Here is a 17,459-nt window from a genome sequence, read left to right as displayed (position 1 = left end):
CAGGCTTGGGCATTTTTTCCCATTCATCTAACTTGGAAAGTAGAATTTCTGTCGCTTTTTGTTTGTCCATCGTTTTTTGTGGCTAATTTAGTATTGCTCTGCATTTATTCGTACACCCTCGGGACGGAGATAAGCTAAATAATTACGGGAAAAAATGTAATTTTAGCGCGTTTGGAACTTACAACATTTCGTATGAATCGTAAAATTTTATTCTTGTTTTTGGCGGTTTTGCCTTTGTTTTGTTTCAGTCAAAAAATAGCTAAGCCGACTGAAAAATTAACGGATGAAGCCCTGCTTGACTTGGCACAGAAACAAACGTTACGTTATTTCTGGGATTTTGGACATCCCACGAGCGGACTTGCCCGCGAGCGCAGCAATACTACATTTGGCTACGGCCACGAAACCTGTACCAGTGGCGGTACAGGTTTTGGTGTGATGGCCATCATAGTGGGAGCGGAGCGTAAGTGGATTGAACGGGAGGAAGCGGCGGCAAGAGTCCAAAAAATAGCCAATTTTCTTTTCAAAGCGTCTAACTACCACGGTGCCTTTCCACATTGGTTAGACGGCGAAACAGGCAAAACCATTCCCTTCGGTCGCAAAGACGACGGAGGCGATTTGGTAGAAACGGCTTATCTTTTTCAAGGTCTATTGTGTGCCCGAGCTTATTTTGACAAAGACAATGCTGTAGAACGAGACCTCCGCCAAAAAATCACCTGGATGTGGGATGAACTGGAATTTGACTGGTACACGCGCGGGTCGGTCAATCAGCTGTATTGGCATTGGAGCCCGAACCAAGGATGGGCGATGAATTTTGAATTGCGGGGTTGGAACGAAACCCTGATTACCTATATTTTGGGGGCTTCCTCAAGGCGTTATCCCATTTCCAAAGAGCATTATGACAAATGCTGGGCCCAAAGCAGCCATTTTAAGAATGGGAAAGAGTATTATGGTGTAAAACTGCCTTTAGGTTTTGAGTACGGCGGCCCTTTGTTTTTTTTGCATTATTCATTTTTAGGACTGGACCCGCGCGGATTAAAAGACCAATATGCGGATTATTGGGAGCAAAACGTGAACCATACGCTCATCAATTACAAACATTGTGTGGCCAATCCGAACAAATTTAAAGGCTACGGCCCCACTTGTTGGGGACTGACGGCGAGTGATAATCACGAAGGTTACAATGCACATTCGCCCGACAATGATTTGGGTGTCATTTCCCCAGCGGCGGCGATATCCTCGTTTCCGTATACGCCCAAAGAATCCATGGCAGCTTTGCGGTACTTTTATGAAGAAAAAGGTGCTCAATTGTGGGGTGAATACGGCTTTAAAGATGCCATGAACGAATCTAAAAACTGGTACGCAGATTCGTACTTAGCCATAGATCAGAGTCCGGAAATTGTGATGATTGAAAACCACCGTTCGGGCTTGTTTTGGAAACTGTTTATGGGAATTCCTGAAATTCAGCAAGGCCTGAAAAAGTTAGGTTTTGAAAGTCCGCATATTACTAAATAAGTGGAAAGGGTAGAGGGTAGGGTGTAAAGTAAAAGTAAGTTTTTTGATTGTCGGTTATTTATTGCAAATTTATCATTTTAGAAACTTTAAAAATGAAAAGAATTCTGTCGTTTGTTGTCTTAATTTTTCTGTTCAGTTCTTTTGCTTTCCAAAAAACCACTTGGGTTGTCATTGGAGATTCTATTACGTATTTAAACGAACACGCCAATGAAACGGGCAACCGAATTACCAAAGGGTACATGACTCGGGTTGTTGAGCAATTGCCTGATATTGAATATATTAATAAAGGCTATAACGGCTGGACTTCGGGACGGATTGCCGAAAAAATTGAAGAATTGAATTTGGTAAAAGCAGATGTTTATTCCGTTTTTCTGGGTACGAATGATTGGTGGGTAGGCAGGCCGTTGGGTGCTTTTTCGGATTATGAAAACAATACAGGAAATGGAACCCTAAATGGTTCTTTTCGTCTCATTATCAATAAACTTCGAAGTTTAAATAAAGATGCAAAAATCATTTTGATAACGCCGATGCAACGGGCTGATTTTGTGTACGTTGCCAATATGAAAAACAACGCCTATGGCTCTTATAAAGATAAAAAAGGACAGACATTGGCTCAGTTCGCAGAAGCTATCAATGCCATTGGAAAATTTGAACACATTAGCGTGGTTGATTTGTACAACACCAATCGTTTAAAAGTAAAGAAGTTGGTAAAATACAAACGATTAAAAGACCCCAAAACCGGGACGTATAAAAATTTTAAATATCCTGCCTTTATTGACGTCCCTTTTAACCCCGAAACCGACGAATATCCGTACCCACTTGAAGCGATTGATATGACCTACGATGGGCTACATCCTTCTGACAAGGGCTATGAGGTTATTGCTAAAATGTTGATAAAGAAGTTGAAAAAATAACAATAATAAATACCACGTCATTTTCAATAACTGAACTCTTACACCAACTATGAAATCACTAATTGGCTTCCTTTTAACTGTTTTCCTTTTCACTTCGTGTGATACGGCTAAAAAGCAGGAACAAACTTCCATCATCGGTACGTGGGATCTGATTTCGGCCACAAGCACTGAAAAGGATTCGACCTTTTCAACGTTTAACCCTAAGATCAAAATGATAAAGATTATTAACCCAACGCATTTTGCTTTTTTTAGTCATGATTTAAACCAAGGAAAAGACTCTACTACGGCAGCATATTCGGCAGGTGGCGGGGCTTATACATTGGTTGACAGTAATTACACAGAGCATTTGGAATACTTCAACAGTCGTGAATGGGAAAATCACAAATTTGATTTTACAGTTAAAATTTCCAATGATACATTAACTCAAAAAGGGGTAGAAAAATTAGAAAAACCAGGGATTGAACGATTTATAGTTGAAAAATATAAAAGGCTTAAAAACTGATAATAAAGCGAATAACGAGCCTTTTGGGCTTGGTCGGTGTGACCGCAACTCGGTGTCAATCAATTCTCCAATTCCAACTCAATTTTCGCGCCTTTTGCTTCAATTATATCAAAATTCCCTGCTTTCTTCGGATTCATGGGTTGGCCGTTCAGTTTCCAAACGCGGTATTTTTGAGCAGGAAATGCCAATTGGATTTGCCAATCTTCCTGACTTTGTTCAATGGTTAGTTTGACCGTTTTTAGATTTTTACCGTAAACTACCTTTAACTGATTGTTACCTACCGTTACATTTTCCAATTGCGCATTGTCCCAAGTCGAAGGCATTTGGGGTTGAATACGGATTATTTTTTTCGATGCTATAGGTTGAATTCCAAAGAATTGTCTGACCAACGGTATAGCATAACTGTAAAGCGTCCAAGCCTGTGTAAACATGCCATAATCAGGCGATACTTCGTACATGGAGCCTGGCAGTGCAAAACTGAAAGCACGGGTCATGCGTTTGAGGTAATCCAAGGCTTGGTCGGGGCGACCGTAGTTGTTTTCGGCAATCGCCTGCACGCCGGTGGGTAAGGTCATTACGGCACCTGTGTAGGTAAAGGTTTTCTTGCCTTTGGCTGAGGAGCTTACATCTTTGCCCGCCGATTCATCGCGGTCGATTCCCGTGACAAACATACCGTAAGGGTTGACAAATTTGTGACCCGTTTCGAGCGCAATGAGTGCTTTGGCGGTATCGGCAATCCCCATTTCCATTGGTGTATTCACAACCCAATTGTGAAAAAGTACAAATCCTTTTTTTGTTTTGGCAGGCAACCCTAATACCTTCGCTTCGGTAGCTTTAAGTTCGGTAATCGCCCACGGCTTTTTCAGCGTATCTGCCCGGACGATGGCATCCTTAATCAAATGCAGGGTTTGTTCTTTGGTCCCGATAAAATCAGCGTACGATTGACTTTCCGGTGCCCAAAAATCGGTATTTATCTTTTGCTTCAACTGATTGGCAGCCTGTTGGTAGTTAGTAGATAGTGTTTTGTCGCCCATTTCGGAAGCCATTTCTGCCGCATCGGCAAACGCTTTTTGGGTATAGGCCGCTACGTCAATCATCTCGCTGTTGAGTCCGTGAATTTCCATCATTCCGAATCCGTCGGGCAGTAAATTGCCGTCTTTGTCATTTTCCTTCATCAACCAATCCAACCCTTTGTTGACGAAAGGGTAATACTTTTGCAAAAATTCTTTGTTGCCCGTCCATTTATAAACGGTCCAGATGAGCGTAGCAAACTGAGGGGTTTCGTTGATGTTGCCGGGATTGAAAACGGCACCGTTGGTAGACATTTCGTGTAATACCCGCCCGTTGCTTTTATTAACTTTCTCGGATTCTTTGACCAATAAATCAATGGTTTTATACACAATGTCAACATTGCCAATGGCCAATACGCCTTGCAGCGAGTACTCGTTGTCTACCCCAAACCACCACGGATAATCGGGTAAGCCCGCCGCCAATCCGCGCCCTACTTCGGGTACATCCCGAATCAGCCAATCGGAATTGTATTTCAACCAGTTAAAAGCCAGTTGGATATCTTTGTCGGGAATGGTCAGTTGGGTTTTGGCGGCAATGGCTTTGTATCGTTCTTTTTTGTCTTTCAATAATTGGACGGTATTTTTCTGAACATCTTGGTATGTTTCCTTGACTTGAGACGAAGATTTATACGAACCTGAAATTGTAAATGGAATTACTGCGGATGAATGGGCAGGAATTTCCAGTTCATAACTCAACGATGCATTGGTTGTTTTTCCCGCAGGTTTGTAATCACAATGGACGGTGTTCTGTTGATGCGAAACGGGAGTAAGTGTTGAGCCAAAAGCCACGTACCATTCATTCAAACTGTCTTTTATCATCCAACTTTTAGCGGATTCGTCGTAGGTTGCTTCGTCTTTTCCGTCATTCATATTCGTGCGCTCACCAAGCCACGTAGGACGTAAATCAGAAACTCCGTTGAAGTGGAACGTTATTTTTTTTGGATTGTCGCTTTCGTTGAAAAGTGTATATTCGATAGCTACAGCCTCTTTTCCATCGGGCACGAATTGGAGCCGTTCCACTTTCAAACCCAAAGACGGCAATTGATAAAGGTGTTCGTTGGCGAAAGGGTAATTGTAAAAAGTATCGGCTTTGGTAAGACATACATTTTGTCCCTCCGAGGCGATTTCTGCCGTAAAACCGTCCATGAGTTTAATGGGATGGTCCCAAATGCCGCCCATTTCGCCCGTTACGTGCCAACCAAGGTCAGGAAACGTACCGTCTTGGTGACCCACCAAATAGACCCGGTCACCAGCCGCGACAAAAGGAGAATTGATGTATTCGGTTCTTCCTTTTAATTTTTCAACATCGGCAAAAAGTGATTTTAAATGAGTGGGGGTTTCTTGGGTGGTTTTGCATTGGAAAAGTAGCAATGCAAGGCAGAGAGTTTTTAAGGGCTTCATCATCAATAGGTTATTGTAAATACATAGCTTGTTTGTTAAGGTAGAAACGGATACGTTTCTTTCTTAATAGGTGCAATTTACGAGAATCTCTGTATTGTTAGGATAACTATTGCGCACAGATATCCCTCTTACTGCATCATATAGTTATCGTACGACTTTTTTACTATATTTACTCTTCTATCCACCATCTTATCACGTATGATTCAGGAAAATCTGTTGCTGATTTTAGCACTTCTGTTTGGAATTTCGATGCTGGCGATGCTGAGCGAAATGCTCAAAATATCCTATCCCATTTTTTTGGTCATTGCGGGGCTGCTCATCAGTTTTATACCGGGTATTCCCATTGTTACTTTGCATCCGGATATAGTTTTTTTGCTTTTTTTACCTCCATTATTATACGCAGCGGCTTGGAATACGTCATGGAAGGATTTTTGGGCCGCCCGTAAAGCTATCAGTATGCTGGCTTTTGGCTTGGTAATTTTTACCTCCACCGCTATTGCTTTTGTTTCCCAATGGCTCATTCCCGATTTCCCTCTGGCCTTGGGTTTTTTATTGGGAGGAATCATTTCTCCGCCCGATGCAGTGGCGGCAACGTCGGTATTGCAGGGGGTAAAAGTGCCCAAACGCGTTGTGACGATTCTGGAAGGCGAAAGCCTCATCAACGATGCCTCTTCGTTAATTGTCTTCCGTTTTGCTTTGGCCGCCGTGCTGACGGGCCAATTTACGCTTATGAAAGCCACGACTGATTTTTTTATGGTGGCAGGTATGGGGATTGCTATCGGATTGGCCATTGCGAACGTGTTGTATCTCGTTCATAAATTTATGCCCACTACGCCGAGTATTGATACTTCGCTGACGGTCATTTCTCCTTATTTGATGTACATCGCAGCGGAACATTATCATTTTTCTGGCGTAATGGCGGTAGTGACGGGCGGGTTGTTTTTGAGTTATCGTTCGCATGAAATTTTTACGTACAACTCTCGGATTCAGGCGTATTCGGTGTGGGAGTCCTTGATTTTTATTTTGAATGGGCTGGTCTTTATTCTGATTGGCTTGCAACTTCCACAAATTGTTACTGGTCTGGAGAAATATTCTATTTTTGGACTTGTCTTTTATTCGTTGATTATCAGTGTAGTTACTGTTGTGATTCGCGTTGTATGGGTATTTTCCGGGGCGTTTTTATCTTCGCTTATGTACAAAGAGAAAAGGCTGAAGTGGGAAAATGAATTCCTGATCGGGTGGAGCGGAATGCGAGGCGTGGTATCGTTGGCTTCCGCATTGGCGGTGCCGCTTACACTGAGCAATGGTATTGCTTTTCCCCACCGTGATTTACTTTTGTTCATTACTTTTGTGGTCATCCTGTTTACGTTGGTGTTTCAGGGGTTGAGTTTGTCGCCGATTCTCAAATGGCTGAAAATCAAGGAGGATGACAACGAAGAAATTGAACACGAGATTATCATTCGTTTGCGGATGGCCGAAGCCGCACTCAGCCATCTTCAAAGCAACTACATGGACGAATTAAGCTCGATTGATGCCTATACCCGCATCAAAGAACGCTACGAGCGCATGGTAGATATTACCAACCGCAAATTGAAGAAGGAAGAAAAAGACGCGGCAGCCGCACTTTTCCTGCCCAGGTACCGCCGTATGTTGTTGGAGCTCGTTGCCGTACGCCGCAGTGAACTTCACAAACTCCGCACCGAAAAACGCTATTCCGATGAAATCATTCGTAACAAAGAATACGAACTGGATTTAGAAGAAGCGCGGTTGAACGAGTGATAAAAATATCCGTAAAATCCGTTTGACCCCTTCAATCCGTGTTATATTCTAAATAGTTTCTACTTCGATTTGGCTTCGTTTAACTCTTGTTTTAATGTCAATCTCTGCTTCTTTGCATCGTATTGAAACGTTTTTTCCACTCCATCTACCAACACTTTCTTAGGCCGAACCGCAGAATGTATCCGAAAAAGCGATGTTACTTTCTTGCCTTTGAATCGAAGATGAATTTCATCACCCTGTTGCTCAACGATGAGCGTCGTAGGTGTTTGGTCTTTGGTGTCATACACTGTGAATTCGCTTTTGCCTTTAGGGTAAATGAGCCAGGTAAGGTAGTTCGCCGAAGTAGAATCACCGATTCCGGTGTAGGTGCGTTGGACATTGAGGGGGATAATGGCTCCTTCTTTGATGTAAAGTGGAAACTCTTCCAACGGAAATTTTTTGGTAAAAGTTTGGGAACCCGTTATCACTTCTTTATCATCAAACCAGTAGCGCCATTGACCTTCGGGCAGATGGATTTCATTTTCCAATTCATCTTTGTAAATCGGAGCAACCAACAGATTATCACCAAATAAGTAGTGGTATTTTCCGTCAACCGGGCGTTGTAGACGAGTGCCGCCACAGTGCGCTGACACTACATAACTGTACATATAAGGCACCAGTTCGGTATGCAGCCACGAAAAGCGACGAATGATTTCAAACTCTTGGGGACTTCTTTTCCAAAGTGTCCGTTCACCGTGCCCGCCGTTGAGAAACAGGCCGCAAAAGGTAGAAAACTGGGCCCAACGAATGTACAATCGAGCGGGAATAGAATCTCCCGAAAAGCCTGCAATGTCGGAGCCGATGACGCTGTAGCCCATTTTAGCGCTTTTTAAGATGCTTTGAATGGCTGATTCAAAGCCCTGCCCTCCTTCCAGAGCAATGTCTTTTTGAACTTCGCCTTTGGCTAATGTTTGCGTTTTGCTTTCCCAATAGTGTTTTTGGTCGCCTACCCAGTTGACGGGCGAAGCATCAATCGGCGCAAATCCTTCGGGATGAAACCAACGATCCATGGCACGGGCCAACGTCACAAATTCGGGGTTGCTTTTGAGTCCGTTGAGGTATTCTTCCCGGTAATACAAATCCATGTATTGGCGGGTAGTTAGCCAACCTGCGTGTGATTTTTGGTATAAAAAGGGAAGCGGGCCAAGCTGTTTCCGAAATAGTGTGGCCGTACCGTCCAGTTTCCAACCGTCAATGCCGTATTTCAGGACCTTTTGCTGCATACCCTGCCACCATTTTTTGGCTTCGGGGTTGGTGTAATCAATAAAACCTCCTTTGCCCTTCCACCATTTGATTTCGTTGCCGTTGCCAATCAAATAGCCCTGGTCTTTGGCCTCCTGATAAAACTCCTTCGATTCCTGAATTTTAGTGTCTTTGTTGTGGCTATCCACCATGGAAGTCATCCACAAAACCACGCGATACCCTTTGTCCTGCAGGCCCGTAAACCACTTTCCGTACTGAGGATAACGGCTGGTATCGGTTTCAAAATCATTGTAACGCAAGCTCCACGGACTGTCAACCAGCAACGTACGGACGGGAATGTCGTGTTTGGCGTAGCCGTCCAGTAAAGAATCTTCGTACGAGGCCGTGTTTTGGTCGTCTTCCCACAACCAACATTCCAAAACCCAGGCGGGTGTCAGGGGAGGGTTGCCGTGTCGTTGGGCATTGAAAGGAATACCCCAAAAAGGGAGAATAAAGTAAAAGTAGCCAATCAGGGTTAAGACAACCAGACTGATGAGGAGGTATTTAACTGATTTTCTACTAATTTTTTTCATACTTGAAGCACGTCCGCTCTTGTGTTGATTCTTTGCTTTATACTATACGAACGGAGTCGTAAAAAGTACCGAGTTTACAGTCATTCCTTCCAAATTTTTGCAATACCTGCCGGTTATACATTATGACTTTTGAAAGGAGTAGGGAGGCCGTAGTTTTGGAAAGTACTAAAGAGTTTTCACCATGTTTAAAACGGTTTTTTCGGTAGGGCTCAACTTGTTGTCCTTCTTTCTCAAAGGGTGCAGCCTGCCCGACGGCATGAAAAGCGGCTACAAAATTGAAAAGGGAGAAGTCGTGATTTATACGGGATTTCCTGCTCAGCGGATGGTTATCGAGGTAGCTGATGCAGACACATTTGAGGCACTCAATAAAGACTATGGCAAGGACGGCAAACACGTTTTTTTATTGGGTAAAGTCATTCCCAATGCCGACCCTGCTACGTTCCGATTGCTGGGGGGAAGTTACTCCAAAGATAAAAATCACGGATACACGCGAGACGTAATCGTTAGTGATGATGCGGCAAATTTTACAATTGTGCCAAATCGGAATGAAACAGCCTCCAATGTGACTGCCGAAGGAATCGTATACGCCCGTGACAGTCATTTTGTGTACGAAGGAGTTCTTAAAATCGAAAGAGCCGACCCTACTACGTTTGAGTTCATTCCAATGTTCAATGGGTATTACGTTTGTCGGGACAAAAAAACAGTTTATTGGCAACATAAACCGTTGGAAGGGACTGATGGGCAGAGTTTTGTGAAAATAACAGAACTATACTTCAAAGATAAAAACCACGCTTGGGCATTGATATTGGGACGAGAGGTAACGTGGTCTATCGTCCCTAATGCCGACGCAGCGACGTTTATTGGGCTGAAAAAAGCGTATTCCAAAGACAAAAAGAACGTCTATTATGAAACCCGAATCGTCGAAGGCGCTGATCCCGAGACATTTGAGGAGACAGAAAACAATGGTGGAAAAGATAAAAATGGCAACTACCAATCGGGAGTTCCTGTACCAACCAAAAACTGAAGCAGTAAACCCGTTTTTCTATCTTATTCCTTAAAAAACGTAAAAATCATGGATATGAATTCAATCGAGAAATCAGTACAGGGTCCTAAATCCAAATCATTTTGGAGCTTCCTTTGGCGAGGTGGCTTAGTGGGGTTTGTCGGAATGTTGGCGGGGGCTGTGGCAGGCGTAGCATTCAGCATTTCACAGTACGAAAGTCTGAGCTATGAACTGAAGGCATGGTTCATTGTTTACATCCCGGTTTATATTTTTTACGTTTTTATCGCCGCAGTACTGGGATTGATAATAGGTGGTATCGTAGGGCTGATCTGGAATTTCTTCAGAAAGTAGCCATTTGCCATAAATTGATTTTTGCAAAACAGGCCTAAGTTGAAAGCCATTATTTTCCAGAAATTCTCTTACGAATACGGCTAAGAGAAGGCCCCTGAATGCCTAAGTACGAAGAAATATGGTATAAAGGGATGGTTTGCAAAAGGGTAGGATGCTGTTCTACCAATTCCAAATAACGTTCTTCGGGAGTTTTAAACAAAAAACCTTCGTTTTTGTCCATCACGATGTTAAAGGCCTGTTCGGCAATCAGTCGTCCGAAGCGTTCCCATTGATGCGACAGTTTATATAATTGAGTAAGATGCTCAAGGCTTATCATTAAGATTCGAGCATCGGTCATGGCCTGCGTATAGTATTTGCAGGGCGCTTGAGTGACAAAACTTTTGTAAGAAGTAATGATTTGATGTTGGGAGAAAAAGAATAGGTTTTTATCATCGCCCGTCTTGTCATCGGTGTAAAAAGTCCTGAAAACGCCTTCCAAAATAAAACCCAGATAGCGACAAATATTCCGCTGCTCATTATAAAATCCTCCTTTGTCGTACACTTTATATTGCCAATAGGGGGCCGATAATTGAAAGTTTTCTTCATCCAAGCCGGCGGCTTGTGCCAAAGCCAGTTGAAGTGTCTCTTTGTCAGTCATAATAAGGAGAGAGGTGTTTGAGATGAACGTGTTTTTCCCTCAAATATGAAAAAGAAATTCGGAAGAGTTGACTAAAGCATGTACCAAAGCGGCATAAAATACACTTTTGGTTTTCATGTAAGTGTATCCGTAAGCCCAACCTGCAATACTTGCCAATCCAACGAACAAAAGGGAACCTGAATGGAAATGCACCAGTCCAAAAAACAGGCTCGTAATGGCCAATGAAGTGTAAGGTCCGTGAAGGGTAACCTGCTTTTTTTCAATAAAATAGGCAGGAATGAAAATCAGTACCGTAATTAACATAGGAAACCAAGCCATTTTGAGCTGAACAAAATAGCCGGTAACAAACGAAAGTAGGAAGAAGATAATAAATCCCCACTTCCAGTAGACAGGCCATTTGCCGCTTTGCGTGATTTTCTTAGCCAAAATATTCTGCAAAAGCCCCCTTAAAAAAAGTTCTTCAAACAGGGCCGTTCCCACAAAAATACGGACAAAGTCTTTGACCCATTCGTACGCGAATTTTGAGGTAAAAACGTCGTTGCCGCTGAAATTTAGGAAATTTCCAAAATAGCCCAGAACTACAATCAAAAGCACAAAAGATAACCAAGCTCCAAGGGCTGTCAAAAGCGATTGCCAACGAAAATTCGGGAAAAAGCCAACGTCGGACAGATTACGGATGTAGCCAAAACTATAAACGGCCGAAAGCATAATGACCAAACGCATGGCATTGCTGAATCCCGAACCATTGAAAGGCAGGGAAGTGCCGGTTCCAAACGATATGCTTGTGGCAGGTATTACGATTAATAAAACAAATATAATATCTGACCAAACAACGGGCAAAGATGTTTTTTTGAAAGCCAAAAACCCCACGGTTGGAAATAATAAATAGAAGATAAACAGGCCTGCCGAACCCTGAAAAGGGGTGTGTCCATGGATAATCAAATAGGCATACAGCAACACAATCAACAAAATAGGAAAGACCAAAACCTTCTCTGTACCTTCTTTGAGTCGCTCCTGCCAATGAGCCATAATAGCAGGGTGCCCAACGGTAAAAATCAGAAAATAAATCGCCAAAAAGAAGGGACTGTCCATGAAGAGTTCTTGGGCCGACAGTTTCCAATTGGTGATTAAAAATAGGGCAAAAAGGAGGAGAGTTAAACCGGCGCCGGTCAACAGCGCTCGGTTGTAGGAGGTGGAGGTTTCTTTCATAGGTTGGTTAGCTGATAGTACTACGAAAAGAAACCCAATCAGACTATCTATGCTTATTAATTTTTCATCAAATGTGTTTTTGAAGTCACTAATTTATGTTTTTGAGCGTAAAAAAGAATCATAAGGCCCGTTAAGATAGCAGGCATGCTCAGCCATTGCCCCATATTTAGAAGCATATTGTTTTCAAAACCTTCCTGTGGAGTTTTGAGGAATTCGATCATAAAACGAAATCCGAAAAGCAATATCATAAATAGTCCCGTAATCGCACCTTCGGGCAGCGTATGCCTTTTGTATTTCCACAAATAGAAAGTAAATGCGAACAAAAACAGGCAAAAGAAAGCTTCATACAATTGCGTAGGATGACGCGGAACAAGGGGGAATAAGTTAAAATCGGTTTCGCGAACAAAAACAAAACCCCAAGGCAAATCGGTAGGCTTGCCATAAATTTCCGAATTGAACAAGTTGCCCAGTCGTATCAATGCACCTCCCAAAGCTACGGCGATGACAATACGGTCTGCCAGCCACAAAAAAGGTGGGTTGTCGGGGTGGCGAGTGTACAGATATAAAGCCCACAAAATGGTGATGGTGGCACCGTGACTGGCTAATCCGTAAAAAGGCAAGCTAATCATTGATAGAAACCAGTCCCAAGGTTGAGCAACGAGCAGTTCCCATTCATAAAACAAATAATGGCCAACTCGGGTACCTATTACGGTGGCAACCACCATATACAGCAAAAGAGATTCTACTTTGGAGACAGCTACGCCATCAGAACGAAAAATAAAAGAAAGCAGCGCTTGACCCACTAAAAAGCTTGATGCAAACAGGAGACTGTACCAGTGGATGGGCAAAGAAGCGCCAAAAAAGTCAATAGTAATGACGTTGGGAGAAATGTCCCAGATAATGTAAGCCAACATGTGATGAATGTTTTTAGAAGTTTAACAACCTGAAGTAATGCTTATGAGTAAACAACTGACACAGAAATGAAGAAAAGGCCGCTGGGCTTTTTGATACCATGGAATAGGAGTGGGGCGATTTCTGACAAGCCGGGAAATGTCGTCTGAACTCCATTCCGATTGGTCGTTTACCTGCGTTTTATAAGACTCCCACAAAGGTTTTAATTCGTCTAAGTTCATGGCAATTGGTTTTTTAAAAGTTTTTCAAGTTTGGACTTGATTTGGTTGATTCTTGTACTGACGTTGGTTCGACTCAAATTCAAAATACCTGCAATTTCTTCGTAACTGTGCTCTTCGAGATAGAGCATAATAATGGCTTTGTCCACGTCCGAAAGTTGCTCAATGGCGCGATACAGTTCTTCAGTAGCCTGCGTCAGTTCCAAAGAGTTGTCGGAGGCTGAAATCTGATAGGCGTACTCCGAATAAGGCTCGTTTTTAGGACGGGATTTCTCTCTTCTCAGTTTCGCAAAAACGGTGTTTAAAGCAATTCGATACATCCAGGTAGAAACCTTTGACTGATGATTGAAAGAAGGATACGCTTTCCAAAGTTGGAGTACTATTTCCTGAAACATATCCTTTCTGTCTTCGCTTTGGGAAAAGTAAAGACTGCAAAGGCTGTGGATCAGCTTTTGTTGGATAGCGATCAGTTGCACAAACTCTTTTTGTAACGATACTTTTTCCACTGCTAAAGATGACTGATGGATTATAAAAGTATTAGTTGCAGAAGGTACAATAAAGTCACACACATTCAAAAAAATGTGTAAATCAGTAGGAGACCGGTCGATTAAACGATTTTAAAAATGCCCGTTTCCAGTGTCAGGCCCGGGCCAAAAGCGCAGCTGAAAATATGTTTGCCTACATCTTCCTGATTTCTTTCCTGGAGCAGTTTTTGAAGCACAAACAGCACCGTGCAGGAAGACATATTGCCGTAGTCGCGCAGGACTTCATACGCATACCGATTGTCTTCGGGGGTAAGCCCAAGTTGCGTTTCGGCAGCTTCCAAAATAGCTCTTCCTCCGGGATGAATGGCGTAAAAATCAAAATCCGGCAGTGCAGTTGTTTGTTGCAATTGGGTCATCAATTCCCCAAGACCACCTTTGACCAGTCGAGGAATGTAAGAACTCAGGATCATTTCAAACCCAAAATCTCCAACGTGCCAAGCCATGTCATTACGGCCTTCAAAGAGTAAATCACAATAAAAAGACCGCATTTCCAGCGACAAACCTTGTGGCTGTCCTTCGATGATAACGGACGCAGCTCCATCAGCAAAAAGCGCATTGGAGAGCATATAATTTTCGTCGATTTTTTTCTGAAAATGCAAAGTACAAAGTTCAATACACACCAATAGCACTTTCGCATTGGGGTCAGCCTGTACAATGGAATGGGCCATTTTTAAGCCGTTGAAAGCCCCGTAGCATCCCATAAAATTAATGGAGGTGCGTTGAGTTTGACGTGATAATTGCAGAGCTTCCACCAATTCAATGTCCAATCCCGGGGCATAAAGGCCTGTGCAGCTAACAGTGATAAGATGAGTAACGTTGTTTAGTTTTTCAGTATTCTGGGCCTCCTGTAAGGATTTAAGCGCTAAAGGAAGTGCAAATTGACGGTAAGCAAGCATTCGCTGAGAAACCGTCGGAAAGGGCTCTAAATCAGGAGTATTTGGGTAAAATTCAAAATTTTCAGTAAGTCCATAATCTTTCAATACCGAATGCCTTTTCTGAATTTTTGTACTTCGATACAAAGCTTTAAGCTTACGACCTTCCGAATAATCAAGTTGAGAAGCCCGTATCATAAATTCGGCAATGGACGACTGTTCAATGGTGTGGTCAGGAACCGCAGTTCCGATAAATGTGATGTATGCTGGCATTCGATAGGTAACTGGACTGGTGATGCGTTTTGTAAATAAACGCAATAATTTGAATGGTTTTTGTCGGCCAAATGACCGTTAGATAACTTTATTTAAAAACAGGTATTTCTACTCTAAAGTTTTAAGAAAAAACTTGCCTCCTTTGCAAAACGAAACCCCAAAACATTTTTTATATAAATGAAATCAGCAAAAAGTTATCGGATCATGGATGACAATAGGAGAACTCCGCTTATCCTGGATCAAACAATTTGGCTGGCCGGTTTGACTCTTGTTATCTTCGGCTACATCGTGCTTTATTTTTTGTATCCCCTGATTAGCAAAGGACTTTTATTTTAAAAATTTCAGCAGCCACGAAAACATCCTTTATTAAAAAAAGCGGGCCGGACCCGCTTTTTTAGTTTTTCTTTAGTGGAAATACTCGTACATAATCTACTTCCATTCGTTGTGGGAAAATACTGTTGTCCACTCCTTTTTGTCCACCCCAGTTGCCACCGACCGCAATATTCAGCAACAAATGAAAGGGCTTGTCAAACGGCCACTTTTGCCATTCACTGCTTTCTTTTTGAAAGGAAAAGTAATTTTTATCATCTACCGATATTTTTATCTCACTCGGCGTCCATTCCAGGATATAATCATGGAAGTCGCTCATGGCGGTTGCTACGATGGTTGTTGCTGTTTTTTGGGTGCCAATTGAGAAGTAGTATGCTTTCGTATGAGCTGTGCCATGAATGACATTAGGGTCAAATCCTACGTGTTCCATGATGTCAATCTCCCCATTGTCAGGCCAGTAGGCTGTACCATAGGTCTGTTCAGTAGCCAACATCCATATTGCGGGCCAAGTACCTGTGCCTTTTGGGAGTTTTGCCCGTACGACTACTTTTCCGTACAGCCAATCTCCTTTCTTTTTGGTGACTAATCGTGCTGAAGTGTAATTATTGCTATTGAAACTTTCTTTAATGGCTTCAATAATAAGTTTCCCATTTTCGACTCGGGCATTCTTGGGGTTGGCTTTGGTGTAGTATTGCAGTTCATTGTTTCCCCATCCATTTCCTCCGACATCATAGTCCCATTTAGCAGCATCGGGCAATCCATCTATGTCAAATTCATCCTGCCAGGCAGGGGTGGAGGCAAATTCATAAGGGGCAACGGTATTGGGAAAATCGGGCAATGGACCGTACTCTTCTTTTTTTTGACAGGATAACGCAAAAATTACAAGACTTGCTATGGTCAGAGATAGAAAAACTCTCATAAATAAATGTCAATTAGTAAGTTTGAACCTTCACCCAAACTTACTAATTATAAACGATTTGGACACCCTAAAAGATTTTGTCCAGTGAAAAATACCTAAGCTTCCCGATAGGCTTCGACCCGGCTGCCTTCATCTACGGTAATAATGTACGGGATACCACCTTCGCGGGTAATGGCTTCTGCCACGGCTTCGGCGTGGTCGGGGGCATACATAAACATGCATCCACCTCCACCTGAACCGTTAATTTTACCACCCAATGCCCCTGCTTTCATGGAGGCATCTATCATGCGGTTAATTTTCTCGGTAGAGGTGCGTTTATGGTCGCGGAGATTTTCAAAATGGCGGTAGAGAAGTTGGCCAAATTCTTTGTCAAAATCGCCATTAGCAGCCAATTGTGATTGAATTAAAAGCTCCTTTCCGGTTCTTAAAATATCACGGTCTTCCAAATTGGCTTTTAATAGCCCCAATTCATCATTGTTGAGGAGAGAAGAGTAATGGGCGGCCTGTGCATAAGGTGTCGTAAAAATGGAAAAAGTTGGGTCATACTCAGTGACTTTTTGAATGATGGCTTCCATCCCGAAACGACAACGCGCTAATATACCCAGTGTATCTTTAGGCTGTTGAGAATCGCCCAAGACAAAAGTTCCTAATTGGGGTTGCAGACCTTCCACGTAAATTTTGGGCGTAGATTCCAAATAAATAACATTGCCAATGGCCGTTGAGTAGTGATCCATCATGCCACCCGGCTCGCCAAACTCTAATACTTCAGCTGCGTTTGCTATTTCTCCCAATTCTTTTGGCGAAACTTCGGTGGGATTGTCGGCGTGCCTTGTCAAAAAATTGGCCCAGGAAACGATCAAAGCCGAAGAACTTGAGGTTCCTGAGTTAATTGGAATGTTGCCGTGTACTTTACATTCCAGTCCACGGCTAAACACAAAACCGCGTCTTTTCAGCACATTGATTGTACTGCGAAAATAGTCTCTTCCCTTTGAATAGGGTAATGTTTCGGAGAGGAAAAACGACTCTTTTGCGTTTAAATCAGGTAAATGAATGATAATTTGGGTATCATTTCGGTACGTTCCTTCAATGCTGATGCGGCGCGAAATAGCAGCAGCAATGGTGGGTAATCCTAAATAATCCTGGTGTTCGCCAAACAAGCAAATTCGGCCCGGTGTGCTGATTTTCAAGGTAATACTGA

16 protein-coding genes are annotated in these 17,459 nt (G+C 42.7%); 6 read left to right on the top strand and 10 right to left on the bottom strand.

Annotated elements, in window-relative coordinates; genetic code table 11:
* Positions 1-192: 192 nt before the first annotated feature.
* The 3 genes from Q0081_RS05675 to Q0081_RS05665 all read left to right on the top strand — a co-directional run bounded on the left by Q0081_RS05675 (position 193) and on the right by Q0081_RS05665 (position 2,928).
* Positions 193-1,512 carry a glucoamylase family protein gene (locus Q0081_RS05675; protein WP_298350217.1) on the top strand — a complete coding sequence of 440 codons (1,320 nt, stop codon included), beginning with the start codon at positions 193-195 and terminating at the stop codon, positions 1,510-1,512.
* Positions 1,513-1,604: 92 nt separating this feature from the next.
* Positions 1,605-2,426, top strand: a complete 822-nt coding sequence (locus Q0081_RS05670) for an SGNH/GDSL hydrolase family protein (RefSeq protein WP_298350215.1) — start codon at positions 1,605-1,607, stop codon at positions 2,424-2,426.
* 211 nt (positions 2,427-2,637) lie between these two features.
* Entirely contained in the window at positions 2,638-2,928 is a 291-nt protein-coding gene (locus Q0081_RS05665) for a hypothetical protein (protein WP_298350214.1), read from the top strand.
* 59 nt (positions 2,929-2,987) lie between these two features.
* On the opposite strand, the gene Q0081_RS05660 is transcribed toward Q0081_RS05665, so the two are convergent.
* Complete coding sequence (locus Q0081_RS05660; protein ID WP_298350212.1) at positions 2,988-5,402, bottom strand: trehalase family glycosidase; 2,415 nt, start codon at positions 5,400-5,402, stop codon at positions 2,988-2,990.
* A gap of 195 nt (positions 5,403-5,597) precedes the next feature.
* On the opposite strand from Q0081_RS05660, the gene Q0081_RS05655 reads away from it, so the two are divergent.
* Entirely contained in the window at positions 5,598-7,178 is a 1,581-nt protein-coding gene (locus Q0081_RS05655) for a Na+/H+ antiporter (RefSeq protein ID WP_298350210.1), read from the top strand.
* A gap of 59 nt (positions 7,179-7,237) precedes the next feature.
* Here the strand turns inward: Q0081_RS05655 and Q0081_RS05650 are convergent, their stop codons facing one another.
* Positions 7,238-8,992 carry a TIM-barrel domain-containing protein gene (locus Q0081_RS05650; protein ID WP_298350209.1) on the bottom strand — a complete coding sequence of 585 codons (1,755 nt, stop codon included), beginning with the start codon at positions 8,990-8,992 and terminating at the stop codon, positions 7,238-7,240.
* Between the two features lie 181 nt (positions 8,993-9,173).
* Here Q0081_RS05650 and Q0081_RS05645 point away from each other — a divergent pair, with 181 nt between their 5' ends.
* On the top strand, positions 9,174-10,016 hold the full coding sequence (locus Q0081_RS05645; RefSeq protein WP_298350207.1) for a DKNYY domain-containing protein: 843 nt from the start codon (positions 9,174-9,176) through the stop codon (positions 10,014-10,016).
* A 54-nt stretch (positions 10,017-10,070) separates the two neighbouring features.
* The gene (locus Q0081_RS05640; protein WP_298350205.1) at positions 10,071-10,346 is read left to right on the top strand and encodes a hypothetical protein; all 276 of its coding nucleotides are present in this window, start codon (positions 10,071-10,073) and stop codon (positions 10,344-10,346) included.
* Between the two features lie 49 nt (positions 10,347-10,395).
* Here Q0081_RS05640 and Q0081_RS05635 read toward each other — a convergent pair whose 3' ends face one another.
* The 8 genes from Q0081_RS05635 to Q0081_RS05600 all read right to left on the bottom strand — a co-directional run bounded on the left by Q0081_RS05635 (position 10,396) and on the right by Q0081_RS05600 (position 17,448).
* Positions 10,396-10,983, bottom strand: a complete 588-nt coding sequence (locus Q0081_RS05635; protein WP_298350203.1) for a Crp/Fnr family transcriptional regulator — start codon at positions 10,981-10,983, stop codon at positions 10,396-10,398.
* Positions 10,984-11,022: 39 nt separating this feature from the next.
* A complete protein-coding gene (locus Q0081_RS05630) occupies positions 11,023-12,192 on the bottom strand; it encodes a CPBP family intramembrane glutamic endopeptidase (RefSeq protein ID WP_298350201.1) in 1,170 nt (389 codons plus the stop codon).
* 56 nt (positions 12,193-12,248) lie between these two features.
* Positions 12,249-13,106, bottom strand: coding sequence for a prolipoprotein diacylglyceryl transferase (lgt, locus tag Q0081_RS05625; protein ID WP_298350199.1), 858 nt, complete (start codon positions 13,104-13,106; stop codon positions 12,249-12,251).
* Positions 13,107-13,127: 21 nt separating this feature from the next.
* Positions 13,128-13,325, bottom strand: a complete 198-nt coding sequence (locus Q0081_RS05620; protein WP_298350197.1) for a hypothetical protein — start codon at positions 13,323-13,325, stop codon at positions 13,128-13,130.
* Positions 13,322-13,828 carry an RNA polymerase sigma factor gene (locus Q0081_RS05615; protein ID WP_298350196.1) on the bottom strand — a complete coding sequence of 169 codons (507 nt, stop codon included), beginning with the start codon at positions 13,826-13,828 and terminating at the stop codon, positions 13,322-13,324. Before Q0081_RS05615 ends, Q0081_RS05620 begins: the two co-directional genes overlap by 4 nt.
* Before the next feature lie 101 nt (positions 13,829-13,929).
* Complete coding sequence (locus tag Q0081_RS05610) at positions 13,930-15,012, bottom strand: type III polyketide synthase (protein WP_298350194.1); 1,083 nt, start codon at positions 15,010-15,012, stop codon at positions 13,930-13,932.
* A gap of 394 nt (positions 15,013-15,406) precedes the next feature.
* Positions 15,407-16,261 carry a glycoside hydrolase family 16 protein gene (locus tag Q0081_RS05605; protein WP_298350192.1) on the bottom strand — a complete coding sequence of 285 codons (855 nt, stop codon included), beginning with the start codon at positions 16,259-16,261 and terminating at the stop codon, positions 15,407-15,409.
* 95 nt (positions 16,262-16,356) lie between these two features.
* Positions 16,357-17,448, bottom strand: coding sequence for a mevalonate kinase (locus tag Q0081_RS05600; RefSeq protein ID WP_298350191.1), 1,092 nt, complete (start codon positions 17,446-17,448; stop codon positions 16,357-16,359).
* Between the last annotated feature and the right edge of the window lie 11 nt (positions 17,449-17,459).

Origin of the sequence: Runella sp. (genome assembly GCF_027484545.1) — a bacterium.
In the GTDB taxonomy this organism is placed as follows: domain Bacteria; phylum Bacteroidota; class Bacteroidia; order Cytophagales; family Spirosomataceae; genus Runella.
Note: the sequence above shows the minus strand (reverse complement) of the source record. Positions and strands in the feature narration are given on the sequence as shown.